This window comes from Neorhizobium galegae, assembly GCF_017877055.1.
GTDB lineage: Bacteria > Pseudomonadota > Alphaproteobacteria > Rhizobiales > Rhizobiaceae > Neorhizobium > Neorhizobium galegae_D.
In genome coordinates, this window is record NZ_JAGIPG010000003.1 from 434,370 (window position 1) to 447,889 (window position 13,520).

Below are 13,520 nucleotides of genomic sequence, written 5' to 3' on the forward strand. Positions count from 1 at the left end.
CGACCTTGTTGTCGGAAGAGAGGCCCCGGCGGCAGGTATCGCCGGGGCCTTGATATTCCCGCGCCGATTACTGGGCGCGCTCGATGATCGACTGGGCGTCCTCGATGAAGGTGCCTGCGGCTTTCGCCACTTCTACCTTGCCAAGCACGACATCGGTGCCGATGCGCATGAAGGCGTCTCGTACCTCACCGGCTCCCTTGGGGGCGGGCACCGGCAGCGGGCCGACCTTGCTCTGAATTGCAGTGAAATAATCGACGGAGAGCTTCTCGACCTCCGTGAGCTTCGGGGCCAGCGCCGCGCGGATTTTGGGCGAACAAGGAATGCCGCGTTCCAGACCGAGAATGCCGGTAATCTCAGGATCGTTGACCCAGGCATTCATATAGGCAATTGCGGCCTCGGTGTCCTTGGCGTCTCGGCTGAGAGACAGGAACATCGAGGGCTTGATGAACTGGCCGGGCTGGCCGCCCGCCTTGTGGGGCACCATGGCAGCGCCGATCTTGTCTTTGGCCACAGCCTGGATGCCGACCAGCTGGTTTGACCAGTAGTGGGACATGGCGGTGTCGCCGACGGCGATGCCGGATTCTGCAATCGGCGGATCGAGAATAACGGTCTTGTTCTTGTCGCGAACAACTCCCGCCTTGCGCAGATCGGCCCACATCTGCCACCAACTCGTGACGTCGCCGGCTGTTGCCGTGACCTTGCCTTCGGGGCTGTAGAATTCCCGGCCGTTCTGGCGAACCCAGGATTCGAAGGTTTCGATCATCAGGGAGAGATCGTCCGACCCCTTCATCTTGCCCCCGGACTTGGCCGTAATCTTCTCGCAGACCTTGGCGAAGTCGTCCCAGGTCCAGTTGATCAGGTCGGTGTCGATGCCCGCTTCCTGGAAGGCGCGCGTATTGTGGACCATGACCTGGCTGTTGGAGCCGATGTTGAGGGCATAGAGCTTTCCATCGACCCTGCCGCCATCGAGGGGCCCTTTGTCGAAATCGGCGATCATCAGGCTCTTGCCGGCGAATTCGTCGAGAGGCTTCAGCGCCCCGCGATTGACGTATTCGAACAGGAACCGGTAATCCATCTGCACGAGGTCGGCCATGTTCCGGCCTGCGGTCTGGGTGGCCATCTTAGTCCAGTAGTCGCCCCAGCCGATCGTTTCGCCTGAGACCTTGATGCTGGCGTTCTTTTTCTGGAATGTGTCGATAACGGCAAAGGTGCGCTTGTCGCGCTCCGGATTGCCCCACCAGTAGTGCCGGATCGAACGATCGGCAGCAAACGCCGGCATGGCCGGAAGTGCAGAAGCGGCTGCCGCCGCACCCATGGTGCCCAATAATGCTCGTCTCGTCAGTTTGGTCATTTCGTCCTCCTCCTTCTGACCCGGAGCGCCTTGTCGGCACCGGATGCGTTGTGGTTGTTCTTGACTTCTTCATGCCGGCTCCTCCTGCCGGACACGCTCCATTCTTTCTCGGCGCGGCTGATTAGATGAAGCCGCGCAGAAGCTCCGTCAGGCAGAGCATCGCCATCGCTTGCCCATAGGGCATGGATGTCAGCTTGATCTGCCGATAGAAATCGAGATCGCTGCCCATCGCCGTGCCGAAAGATACCTGCTGGAGCTCTCCCTCGGGGCTGATGTTGTCGATTACGCCTTTCATGGCCTGCTCTGCGGTTTCCAGATACTCGATGCCCAGATACCGCTTGCGTACGCCCTTCATCAGGCCATAGGCGAAGCCGGCGGTCGCCGAGGCTTCCAGATAACTCGACGGATCATCGATCAGTGTGTGCCAGAGGCCCGACGGATGCTGGTGCAGCTTCAGCGCGGCTGCCTGCCGGCCGAGCAGGGACACGAGATGGCGGCGGGCGGGATCGTTTTCGGCGAGATCCAGGAGCTCGATGAATTCGGGAATGGCGATCGTGATCCAGCTATTGCCGCGTGCCCATCTGGCGCGGGCAAAGTTATGATTGCCGTCGAACGTCCAGCCGTGGAACCAGAGACCGGTTTGCGTGTCGCAGAGATATTGGGCGTGGACCAGGAACTGGTATTTCGCCTCTTCCACGAACTCCGGCCGTTTGAGCACGAGGCCGATTTTGGCAAGCGGCAGCACGCTCATCATCAGCGTGTCGTCCCACATCTGCTGGTCATTGACGTTGTTGTAGACGATATGCTGCAGCCCGCCTTCGCGGGTGCGCGGCATCTCGTGCATCACCCATTCGGCCCATGTTTCCAGGTAGGGCCTCCATCGAGGATCCCCCGTGAGTTCATAGAGATGGGCAAGCGTCAGAAACGGTGCGACGGTGTTGATGTTCTTTGTGGGAGTTCCTTCAGCAAGCCGGGCTTCAAACCAATCGACGATGATCTCCATCACCTTCTGATTGCCGGTCAGCTGCCAATATTTGAGAAGGCCAAAAAGCGCCACGCCATGGGTCCATTCCCAGCCCGCCCAGCCTTTGGTGTCGATAACCCGGCCGTCGTCGAGGCGCAGCAGGAATTCGCCGGTGCGGTCCTCGATATGGACAAGGTTGTCGATCAGCCGATCGATCAGACCGCACACGTCGCCGCGCTGGATCAGGTGTTGCTTTTGCCGCAGCAGCGGATGCATGCCGGACGTCCTCCACAAATATATTCGGAATGTTGTTCCGGATTTTAGGAAATCACACTCCTTATGGCTTTTCAACCGTGTTTTTCAGTTGCAATGTGGTTCTCAGTCAACCTTCCAAATGTCCCATCTGTGATCTTGACAGAGGTTTTTCTAAATTCCAGAATGGGATTTCGAAAAAAGCAGAACAAGCGCTATGTCCGAGTTGAACCAGAAAACCGAAAATGTCGCCGCCGTCCTCAAGGTCTTCGCCGTGATGGAGGCGTTGGTGGAGGGAAAGAAGGTGAGTCTCGCGGATCTCGCTCAACGGGCCATGACCTCGAAGACCACGGCACATCGGCTGCTGCAGACCATGGTTGAACTCGGCTATGTGGAGCAGGATGCGGAGACGGAAAAATACGGCCTGACGCTGAAACTTTTCAGCCTCGGCGCCCGCTCGCTGACCGAACAGACGGACCTGCTGCGTGTGGCGGATCAAGCCATGGGAAAGCTCTCCCGGGTAACGGGCGAATCCGTCAATCTCGGTATTCTCGACGATCGCGACCAGAAGGTGGTCTATATTCACAAATACGATTCCGCCTACAGCCTGTCGATGAAATCGACGCTCGGGCTACGTAATCCGCTGCACAGCACCTCGCTTGGGAAGGCGCTTCTTGCGTGGCGCGATGACGATGAGATCCGTGAGCGGATCAACAAGATGGAACTGACAAAGCTCGCCCCGCGCACCATCACCGATCCGCAGGAACTGTTTGAGCAACTGCATATAACCCGCAGTCGTGGCTTTGCTGAAGAGGTGGAAGAGAGCGAGGCGGGCGTGCGGTGCATGGCGACGCCGATCTTCAATTATCTCGGAAAGCCGATCGCCGCGATGTCGATTTCTTTTCCGATGTTCCGCTTCGATGAAAGCCGGAAATCAGAATACGTCGAACTCCTGCGCATGGCAGGGCTCACCGCCTCGGCCGGACTCGGCTACCAGCCAGCAAAAAGCTGACGCCTGACGGCTTCACCGATGTCCTGACGGATCCATGAAGGCACATGCTCCGCTTTTGTTGACGCGGATCGGACATTGCGGAAGCGAAGCGGCTCAAAGAGCCGACAGGATGCCGCCATCGACGTAGAGCACCTGACCGTTGACGAAATCCGACGCCGGGGAGGCCAGAAAGATTGCTGCGCCGGAAAGTTCCTCCGGCTGGCCCCAACGAGCGGCGGGGGTGCGGTTCTTCACGAAGGTGTCGAAAGCCGGATCGTCCATCAGCGCGCGGTTCATCTCGGTCGCGAAATAGCCCGGGCCTATGCCGTTGACCTGAATGTTGTGATGGGCAAGCTCCGTCGCCATGCCGCGGGTCAGCATCTTCAGCGCGCCTTTCATTGTCGTGTAGGGCACGACGGTCTTGCGGCCGACTTCGCTCATCAGCGAGCAGATGTTGATGATCTTGCCGCCACCGCGTTCGATCATGCCAGGCAGCACCGCTTGCGAGGGAAGCACTGCGCCCATCACGTGGGTGTCGAACATCCGCCGCCAGGTCTCGGCACTGTGCTCCAGGAAGGGCGCGCGGATCTGAATGCCGGCATTGTTGACAAGGATATCGACCGCACCGATGCCGGCGAACGCGGCCTCGGTTTCGTCGGCCCTGGTTATGTCGCAGACCAACCCGGAGGCTTCGTACCCCTCCGTCGTCAATTGTTCTACTGCCGCGGAAAGCGTGGCCTCATCGCGCCCGTTCAGCGTGACTCGGGCTCCGGCGGAGGCGAGCCCGCGTGCCATGGCAAGGCCGAGGCCCCGGCTTGAACCGGTGAGGACGGCATGGCGCCCGCGCAGATCGAAAAGTGGATGTTGGATGTTCATCGAAATTTCTCCCGCATGGCCTGAATACCGGGAAAGGCATCCATAAATATCGTGACGAGGATCAAGGCGCCGGATCAGGCCGCGGCGATGCCGGCTGACCAGGATCGTGAAGATTTATCCCCTATGACCCGGTGAGGTGGAGGTCGGATGGCATCCTTTGTCAAGAAGGAAGGCGTCGCCGTGGCGGGTCAGCGGGCTTTGCGGTGCGGAGCTTTACTATCCGCCCGCAGGCCTTATATACATGACACAAATTCTCATATTATGAGGCCTTGCCTGCGCAAGCTTGTTGAGAGGCCTTTGCAGCAGGTAGATGATTCCAGTGGCAGATGGCGAAGGATACCGGCGTTGAGTTATTGGCATTCCATGACTTGGCATACGGAGGGGATAAGGGTTGTCGCTCCGGTCAAATGGCGTCGCTTCGACGGGTTGGTGAGTGTTTTCTGGGAAGCGGAAAGTCAGTCAGGCGCCACGGGCTATTATTTGGCGGACGACCCGCGCATCATGATTTTCTTCAACGACGTGTCGGCTCGAATCCGCATGTCGAATCGAGACGGCTCGCAGTACTACCGGCCGATGACCCGTGCGGTCTATGTTCCCGCCGGTGTTCCCATGTGGACCAGCAGCGAAACCAAACACCGCTTTTCACACCTCAACCTGCACATCCACAAGGATCGGTTGCTCCGGTTCCTGTCGCCCTCGGTTGGGACCTCCGCCGCTCTGGCCGCGGTGCGCCGGCCGGTGGAGCTTCAGGATGTCGGCGCCATCGAGACGCTGGCGGGTTTGCTGGTCGATGAAATATCAAATCCGTCAAAGCACGCCGTTTATGCCGAAAGTCTTGTGGGCAGCATCGTCGCCGGTCTTCTCGACATCCCCGACCATGAAACCGAAAAAAACAATGGCAGGCTGACCCAGGCGCAGATGAACAAGCTGGTGTCACATATCGACGGCTTGAGCGACTGCCGCCTGACGGTTGCCGAAATGGCGGCGACCGTTGGCCTGTCGGAAAGCTGGTTTGCCAATGTCTTCAAGCAAACCACGGGTAAAACGCCGCTGCAATGGCAACTGGCAAGGCGCATCGACCTGGCGAAAAGGCTGCTCGTTGAAAGCGATCTGGCCGTTGCGGAAATCGCGGCCCAGCTGGGCTTCACCGACCAGGCACATTTGACGAAGGCGTTCAGGCAGATTGCCGGCGATACGCCTGCCGCCTGGCGCCGGATACGGCAAACCCATTAGGCCAGTAAATTGCCCCGCCCGGCATGGTTGCCGGGCAGGACGGGTATCTCACCAGGTCTGACGCAGCGTCGCATAGATTGCGCGGCCGGGATTGTAATAATACGCTCCCCCGTCGTCATTGGCGATATGCTTCTCGTCAAACAGATTGCTGGCGTTGAGCTGGAATGTCGTGTTCTCCTGGATCTTGTAGGTGAAGGCGGCATCGAAGACGACGGCACCGTCCGACTTCCGGGTATTTGCGTTGTCGAAGTAATACGAACCCGTGTAGCGGGCACCGACACCGAAGGTCATATCGCCGCGGCTTCCGTTGCCTTCTATCGTATAGGTACCCCACACCGAAGCGAGATGCTCCGGAACCTGCGCGAAGCGTTTGCCATCATACGTGCCACCGTTCTCGACGATCTTTGAGTCGATATAGGAATAGGATGCGATGAGGTTGATATTGTTCGTCACCTCCGCTTTGGCCTCGAGGTCGATGCCGCGATGCCGGATCTTGTCGACCGTCGCGGGCAGGTACGTTGGAGCTTCGTAGGTGGTGATGTTCTCCATGGTCAGGTCGTAGATGGAAGCGGTGAACAAGGCGGGGAAGGCGTCCGGCCGATATTTGATCCCGGCTTCGTATTGCTTGCCCACCGTAGGCTCGGTACCCGCGCTCGGCGGCGCGACAGATTCGGCATAGCTGACATAGGCCGCGAGTTCGTCCGTGAGCTTATAGCTCAGACCGAAGCGCTTCGTGAGTTCGCTGAAATCGCCTGTCGATGCGGAACCTGTAAGCTGGTTCGTTTCCTTGAGGTCAAGCCAATCGTTGCGCAGGCCGATGCTTGCCGTCAGCTTGTCGAAAAAGGTCAGATCCTGCTGCAGATAGATCGCTTTGGTCTTTTGGTCGCTTGCTACGCTGCTATAAGGCGACAGCGATACGGGTCCGCCCGAATAGACCGGATTTTGCCAGTTTATGGCCGATGCGGCGGTATAGAAGCTGTCATTCTTCGACTCGAACTTGTTATATTCGACGCCGAGCAGCGTACGGCTTTCCACGTTGTTGAAATTCGTCTCATAGAGCAGATGCGCATCGATGATGAACTGCTCGGAGGACTTGTCGCTGCCGAAGTAATTGCGGTCGACCATACCCGTGGGATCGTCGGCACCCAGCGCGTCGTAAATGTAGACGTAACCGAATCCGGTGTCGGACTTGCTGTAGCGCGCGCTGGAATTGAAGGTCAGGCCATTCCCGAAATCGTGGTCGAGCATGACACTGTACGTGTTCCTGTTCGTCGTATCGTAGTTATAGTCCGGCTCGCCGAAGAAGCGATCCCTGTCCAAATCCGTACCCCGCGGATGGCCGCCGCCGCTGGGTGTCCCGTCTTTGTCCAAGTGATCGAAGACGAATGTGAGGCTCGTGGCCGCCGTGGGGCGCCAGGTCAGGCCGCCCATGATGAAGTTTTCGTCGTCCTGCGAATAGTCGTATTCGGCGTCCGACCGCTGCAACTTGCCAGTCAGGCGGTATGAGAGGGTGTCATCCTCGGTGATGTTGTCGCCGAAGTCGAACCCGGCCTCCTTATGATTGAACGAACCGCCGGTGCCGTAAATCTCGCCGAAACGTTCGCTCTTCGGCCGCTTGGTGACATAGTTGACCGAGCCGCCAGGATCGGAAACCCCGAAGCCCGTGGAGTTGGCGCCTTTCAACACCTCAATGCGCTCGAGGGCATAGGGCTCTTCCCGGATCCCGCTCCAGGTTCGGCCGATGACCAGTCCGTCGCGGTACGTAAAGGGAGTGAAACCCCGGATCTTGAAATAGTCGTAACGGTCGTCCGAACCGTAATAGTCCGTGACCACGCCAGCGGTATATTGCACGATCTGCTCAATGCTGTCCGCGCCGCGCTCCCGAACTTCCTTGGACGTGATGACAGAGACCGAAGCGGGCGTTTCCAGAATATCCGCCGGCATCTTGCCAACACCGGTCGTCTTCGTCGCGACGATCGACTTCGAATCATTGTCGGTATCGAGGCCGGCGCCGCTGCCCTGAATGACGATCGGTTCGAGCGTCGTGTCGGCATTCGGATTTTCCTGGCCAAGCACTACGGTCGGTGTCAAGGCGACAAGCGCCGTGCAACCCAGAAGGACCGCATTCCGATAGCGGATAAGGGCCTGTCTCGAGCGACCGCGTGTTCTTTCGTTGTCCATAATATTCACGTTCCAGAAGTTGATTCGGCGAGAGATCGCCGAGACTGATGCCAGGTCTGGGGAAGCATCCCGAACGACATCCTGACAACCCGCCCGCGAGGAGATTTCTCCCGGTTATGGCGGCCGCAATGGCTTGGTCTGATATGCCCCCGGGGACGGCTATTAACTTGAGCAGGTTTGTCTAGTATTGTAAATTCTCGCCGCTTTGTAGGATCCCACGGAAATCTCAGCCCTCCTGTCGATCGGGACTTGTAGGGCGGTTGACGCGGCTCTCTTAACCTGAAAATGGAAGTCCACTTAAGTCTGCGGAGTTTGACGATGCTGCGGTTATTGCTTCCGGCCGTGAAAATGGCGGCGATATGCGTTTGGGTGGTTGCGCTCGGCAGCTTCGGGGCAGGCGCTTGGGCGGGCGAAGGAACGGCCTATCCCATCACCATCAAGCATGCGTTCGGTACGACGGCCATTCCTCAAAAGCCTAAACGGGTTGCGACCGTCGCATGGGCCAACCATGAGGTGCCGCTAGCGCTCGGCGTGGTACCGGTCGGCTTCGCCAGAGCCAATTTCGGCGACGATGACGGCGATGGGGTGTTGCCCTGGGTAGCCGAAAGGCTGACCGCGCTCCATGCCGGCAAGCCGGTGCTTTTCGACGAAGGGGACGGCATCGATTTCGAGGCGGTCGCCGCCACCAGGCCCGATGTGATCCTGGCGTCCTATTCCGGCTTGAGCCAATCGGACTATGACACGCTGAGCCAGATCGCGCCGGTCGTCGCCTATCCCGAAGCGCCCTGGTCGACGGACTGGCGGGACATGATACGTCTGAACAGTGCCGGGATGGGAATGGCCCCTGAGGGCGACGCATTGATCGCCCGGATCGAAACCGACATCGCCAAGGTGGTTGGCGGGCACCCTGAGCTCCAGGGCAAATCGGCAATGTTCATTACCCATCTCGATGCGACCGACCTGAGCATCGTCAACTTCTATACGACGAACGATACCCGGGTGAGGTTCTTCGAGGATCTTGGCCTGAAATCCCCCAGGAGCGTCGTCGAGGCCTCGAAGCCCGGGAAATTCGCGGGCTCTGTCAGCGCCGAGCGGATTGATGTCTTCGACGACGTGGATATCGTCGTCACCTATGGAAACCAGGAACTGCTCGATGCGCTGGCGGCCAACCCCTTGATGTCCAGGATGCCGGCCGTGGAAAAGGGGGCTCTCGTCATGCTGGGTCGTAACCCGATCGGCACGGCGGCAAATCCGACACCGCTTTCGATCTCATGGGTCTTGAAGGATTATGTGGATCTGCTGGCGGAAGCGGCCAGAAAGTCCAAATGACGGCCGGCTGCATTCGATCGTTCTCTCGGCCGGCCGTCTCCCGACGTTCGAACCGGATCCGCGGCCTCTGGCTGGCCGGATTGGTCGTGGCCCTGTCCTCCCTCTGTGCGCTCTCTGTTACGGTCGGCACCCGCGAAGTGGCTTGGAGCGAAATCGTCGCCGCGCTTGCGGGGCAGGTCGATAGCATCGGTCAGGCGGCGGTGAACGTGCGTATCCCGCGCACGGCACTTGCCCTGCTTGCCGGCGCCGCGCTCGGGCTTGCTGGGGCAATCATGCAGGGCGTGACCCGCAATCCTCTCGCCGACCCGGGCATTCTCGGCGTCAATATGGGTGCGTCGTTGGCCGTCGTGACCGGCGTCGCCTTGTTCGATATGTCCTCTGCGCAGGCCTATATCTGGGCTGCAATCCTCGGAGCCGGGTGTTCGGCAGTTTTCGTCTATACGATAGGATCGCTCGGGCGTGGCGGGGCGACCCCACTGAAGCTGGCGCTTGCTGGCGCCGCGACGTCGGTTGCCTTCTCCTCCATGGTGATTGCCGTGGTGCTGCCGCGAGCGGATATAGCGGGGGGCATCCGTTCCTGGCAGATCGGCGGCGTGAGCGGAGCAACCTTTGAGCGCATCGTTCCGGTGCTGCCGTTTCTTGCTGTCGGTTTCGCGGTCAGCCTTCTGTCGGCGCGAAAGCTGAACTCACTGGCGTTGGGCGATGATGTAGCGGCAGGACTGGGGGAACGCGTCGCGGTGGCCCGCGCCGTCGCCTCGTTCGGCGCCATCCTCCTGTGCGGGGCAACAACGGCAGTTTGCGGCCCAATCGGCTTTCTTGGACTGGTCGTGCCGCATGTCTGCCGTCTGCTGGTCGGGCTCGATCACCGGTGGTTGCTGCCGTTTTCCGCGCTTGGTGGCGCCTGCCTCTTGCTGGCGGCGGATGTCGTCGGGCGTATCGTCACCAGGCCAGCGGAGATCGAGGTGGGAATCATCACGGCCCTCGTGGGGGCGCCATTCTTCATCTGGATTGTCAGGCGGCAGCGGGTCCGAGAATTGTGACAGTGCTTTCCCCAGTCATCGGCCTCATTGTCGAAAATCGCCGCCGTCGCGCGCAGCGTCATGTTCTCATGACCGCCATCCTTTTGGCTACCATGGCCGTCCTCTTTGCGGTAACCCTGTCGCTCGGCCAGTCCTTCACGCCGCCCGGGGACGTCCTGCGTGTCCTGCTCGGTGATGATGTCGCGGGCGCTGCCTTTACCATCGGAAAGCTGCGGCTGCCGCGCGCGGTCCTTTCAGTTCTCGCCGGCCTGGCCTTTGGGCTTGGCGGTGTCACGTTCCAGCTTATGCTGCGCAATCCCCTCGCCAGCCCGGATATCATCGGGATCACTTCGGGTGCAAGTGTTGCGGCCGTATTCGCCATCGTCGTCCTGTCATTGAGCGGGCCGATAGTTTCTGTCTTGGCGGTTGCCGCAGGCCTCGGCGTGGCGCTGCTGGTCTACGCCCTGTCATTCCGCAGCGGGGTTGCCGGGCCGCGGCTCATCCTCGTCGGGGTCGGCGTCTCGGCCATGCTGGAAAGCGTCGTCGCGTATATCCTCTCCAGCGCTCCGGCCTGGAATCTGCAGGAGGCAATGCGCTGGTTGACCGGCAGCGTCAACGGCGCGCAACTCGGCCAGGCGCTTCCGCTTCTTCTGGCGCTGGCTACGTTCGGCGGGCTGCTGCTCGGACGGGCGCGCGACCTGGAAGTCCTTCGCCTGGGTGACGACATGGCTGCGGCGTTGGGTGTCAAGGTGGCAAGGACCCGCATGCTGGTTATCGTTGCGGCCGTCGGCATGATTGCATCCGCAACGGCGGTGACGGGACCGATTGCCTTTGTGGCCTTCCTATCAGGGCCGATCGCCTCCCGTGTGGTCGGGCGCAACGGATCGTTGCTGATACCAGCCGCATTGATCGGGGCGATACTCGTCCTGGGTGGGGATTATGTCGGTCAATTCCTTCTGCCAAGCCGTTATCCGGTGGGCGTGGTGACCGGAGCACTGGGCGCTCCCTTTCTGATCTATCAGATCGTACGGGCCAACCGGATGGGAGGCTCGCTATGACCGTTCGCTCCGCTCACTCTCTTACCGCCAGCCGGCTTTCGGCCGGTTATAACCATGCCGAGATCCTGCATGCGCTTGATCTTGCCCTGCCGCCTGGCAAGATCACGGCAGTCGTCGGTGCCAATGCCTGCGGCAAGTCCACGCTTTTGCGCACCATGTCCCGGCTCATTTCGCCCAGCCAGGGGCATGTCCTGCTGGATGGCAAATCGATCCACCGTATCCCGTCCCGGGAATTGGCTCGAACATTGGGCCTGCTTCCTCAGTCGCCGATCGCGCCGGAGGGAATTACCGTCGCCGACCTCGTCAGCCGCGGGCGGCATCCGCATCAAAGCCTGTTTTCACGCTGGACGCGCAGGGACGATGAAGCCGTCGAGAGCGCGCTTGCGGCGACCAGAACCGTCGAGCTTGCCGAACGGCCGGTGGACGAGCTTTCCGGAGGGCAGCGCCAGCGCGTCTGGATCGCCATGGCTCTGGCACAACAGACCGAGGTTTTGCTGCTGGACGAACCGACGACATTTCTCGACATCAATCACCAGGTCGACGTTCTCGATCTGCTGACCGATCTCAACCACGCGCGGGGGACCACCGTGGTGATGGTCCTGCACGATCTCAATCTCGCGGCGCGCTACGCGGATTACCTCGTCGCGATAGCTGGAGGGCGCGTGCATGTCGCGGGCAGGCCGGAGGATGTGTTGACGGAAGAGAATGTGCGGCAAGTCTTTGGCCTCGAAAGCCGCGTCATTACAGACCCGACGTCGGGCCGGCCAATCATGCTGCCGATCGGCCGGCATCGGATGGCGCAGGCGCAGGATTTAAAGGAGAATCGGTCATGAGTGCAGTGCAGCCGCTGAAATTGTCCGGCGTAGCGCTACCAAAAGATGCCGAACGTATGCTCGACGAAATCTGCGAGCACTTCGTCGAGCATGCCGACGTGCAGCGGAGCAAGAACCACGCCCTGCTGAAGGGCAAGGACGGTACCGCAAGCTTTCGGTTGGCAGACCGCAAGCTCCTGATCGACCTGGCCTGTGAGTCGGAGGCGGCGTTGCAACTAAATCGGACGATGATTGCGGAGCACCTGTTCTACTTTGCGGGAGAGGACCCGCTTGAATTGACGTGGTCCGAGCATTCGATCCTTGCAGCACTGCCGAACATCCACGAGGTGACAGTCGTTTCGTCGGAGGATGTGACCCCCCACATGCGGCGTGTGAAGTTTGCCTGCGCTGACGTTTCGCCATTTGTCGGCGGCGACATGCACGTCCGCCTTCTGGTTCCCCCGAAGGGCAGGCCGCCGGTATGGCCGGGAATCCGCGAAGACGGCCGTGTCGCCTGGCCCGAGGGGGAAGACGAGATTCTGGTTCGCATCTACACGATCCGCGCGGTCGATATCGAACGCCGGGAATTGTGGATCGACTTCCTGCAACATCCAGTTCCGCACATTGCGACACCGGGAGCCGACTTCGCCCGCGACGTGCAGCCTGGAGAAAAAGTGGCGCTGCTCGGGCCGGGAGGCGGCGACCTTCCGGCGGCACAGTCCATTCTTCTGGTCGGCGACGAAAGCGCTCTTCCCGCCATCGCCCGGATCGCGGCCGAAGTGGCGCCAGGCACCCGGATGCAGGCTATCATCGAAGTGCTGGATGAAGCGGAAGAACAGCCGCTTCCGTCAGCAGGTTCATTGGATGTCCGCTGGCTGCATCGGCGGAATTATCCGGCTGGAGCGAAAGGCATTCTTGCGGAGGAAGCCAAAAAAGCGGCCGCTTCCGTCGATGACGAAACCTTTGTCTGGGTCGCCTGCGAAAAAGCGGACGTGCGCTCCATCCGCACCTTCCTGAAAAGCCGCCGGCACGACAAGAAGAGGATGTATGTGGCTTGGTACTGGGAGCAAGAGTACGCTTGATCCCTAGCACGGGATGGCGGCCAGCCTTGTTTCCACATCGCTCTGCCATGACGCGCTTCCGAAAGGCGACTTGCGGAACAGTCGATGCTATCCAGCACTGCGGCCATGTTGGTGGCGCTCTTGAGGCTTGTCCTCCGCGATCTACATGATTTTGTTCAATGGTTCCTATGCGCCCTGCGCTACCGGCGCCAGGTTCTGGCGCTGAAGCACTTCTTCACCAGCCGGCAGTGCACGGTCATTCTTCGTGATGATCTGTCGTCTCAACAGAATGACCTGCAACTCCATTCGATTTCGCATGGCTCTGCAAGATCTTGAGCATCAATCGGGAGGATTTTCTGGAAATCTCTCGCCTCAGTTGAACTCAAGCGCCTG

General features: G+C 60.1%; 11 protein-coding genes and 1 pseudogene. 7 read left to right on the forward strand and 5 right to left on the reverse strand.

Going from position 1 to position 13,520, the window contains the following annotated elements; translation table 11 throughout:
* Positions 1 to 67: 67 nt before the first annotated feature.
* Positions 68 to 1,351 (reverse strand): ABC transporter substrate-binding protein, encoded by a 1,284-nt coding sequence (locus J2857_RS21200; RefSeq protein WP_210012073.1) that lies wholly within the window; start codon positions 1,349 to 1,351, stop codon positions 68 to 70.
* A gap of 121 nt (positions 1,352 to 1,472) precedes the next feature.
* Positions 1,473 to 2,591, reverse strand: a complete 1,119-nt coding sequence (locus J2857_RS21205) for a glycoside hydrolase family 88/105 protein (protein ID WP_210012074.1) — start codon at positions 2,589 to 2,591, stop codon at positions 1,473 to 1,475.
* A gap of 193 nt (positions 2,592 to 2,784) precedes the next feature.
* Here J2857_RS21205 and kdgR point away from each other — a divergent pair, with 193 nt between their 5' ends.
* A complete protein-coding gene (gene kdgR, locus J2857_RS21210) occupies positions 2,785 to 3,579 on the forward strand; it encodes a DNA-binding transcriptional regulator KdgR (RefSeq protein WP_210012075.1) in 795 nt (264 codons plus the stop codon).
* A 93-nt stretch (positions 3,580 to 3,672) separates the two neighbouring features.
* Here the strand turns inward: kdgR and J2857_RS21215 are convergent, their stop codons facing one another.
* Together J2857_RS21215 and J2857_RS31425 are read right to left on the reverse strand one after the other, a co-directional pair.
* Positions 3,673 to 4,434, reverse strand: coding sequence for an SDR family oxidoreductase (locus tag J2857_RS21215; protein WP_210012076.1), 762 nt, complete (start codon positions 4,432 to 4,434; stop codon positions 3,673 to 3,675).
* Positions 4,431 to 4,626: pseudogene (locus J2857_RS31425) on the reverse strand (5-deoxy-glucuronate isomerase); the annotation flags it as partial. The pseudogene J2857_RS31425 and the gene J2857_RS21215, both read right to left, overlap by 4 nt.
* 153 nt (positions 4,627 to 4,779) lie before the next feature.
* Between J2857_RS31425 and J2857_RS21220 the strand changes: the two are divergent.
* A complete protein-coding gene (locus J2857_RS21220) occupies positions 4,780 to 5,667 on the forward strand; it encodes a helix-turn-helix domain-containing protein (protein ID WP_210012077.1) in 888 nt (295 codons plus the stop codon).
* A gap of 48 nt (positions 5,668 to 5,715) precedes the next feature.
* Here J2857_RS21220 and J2857_RS21225 read toward each other — a convergent pair whose 3' ends face one another.
* On the reverse strand, positions 5,716 to 7,848 hold the full coding sequence (locus J2857_RS21225) for a TonB-dependent siderophore receptor (protein ID WP_210012078.1): 2,133 nt from the start codon (positions 7,846 to 7,848) through the stop codon (positions 5,716 to 5,718).
* Between the two features lie 348 nt (positions 7,849 to 8,196).
* On the opposite strand from J2857_RS21225, the gene J2857_RS21230 reads away from it, so the two are divergent.
* The 5 genes from J2857_RS21230 to J2857_RS21250 are packed head-to-tail and all read left to right on the forward strand — an operon-like array spanning position 8,197 to position 13,148.
* Positions 8,197 to 9,177: an iron-siderophore ABC transporter substrate-binding protein gene (locus J2857_RS21230; protein WP_432420176.1), complete on the forward strand. Its 981-nt coding sequence runs from the start codon at positions 8,197 to 8,199 to the stop codon at positions 9,175 to 9,177.
* Positions 9,174 to 10,217, forward strand: coding sequence for a FecCD family ABC transporter permease (locus J2857_RS21235; RefSeq protein ID WP_210012080.1), 1,044 nt, complete (start codon positions 9,174 to 9,176; stop codon positions 10,215 to 10,217). The genes J2857_RS21230 and J2857_RS21235 overlap by 4 nt, the downstream gene beginning before the upstream one ends.
* Positions 10,214 to 11,254, forward strand: coding sequence for a FecCD family ABC transporter permease (locus tag J2857_RS21240; RefSeq protein ID WP_348635705.1), 1,041 nt, complete (start codon positions 10,214 to 10,216; stop codon positions 11,252 to 11,254). Before J2857_RS21235 ends, J2857_RS21240 begins: the two co-directional genes overlap by 4 nt.
* Positions 11,251 to 12,087, forward strand: coding sequence for an ABC transporter ATP-binding protein (locus J2857_RS21245; protein WP_210012081.1), 837 nt, complete (start codon positions 11,251 to 11,253; stop codon positions 12,085 to 12,087). The genes J2857_RS21240 and J2857_RS21245 overlap by 4 nt, the downstream gene beginning before the upstream one ends.
* A complete protein-coding gene (locus J2857_RS21250) occupies positions 12,084 to 13,148 on the forward strand; it encodes a DUF2218 domain-containing protein (RefSeq protein ID WP_210012082.1) in 1,065 nt (354 codons plus the stop codon). The genes J2857_RS21245 and J2857_RS21250 overlap by 4 nt, the downstream gene beginning before the upstream one ends.
* The last annotated feature ends 372 nt before the right edge of the window (positions 13,149 to 13,520 follow it).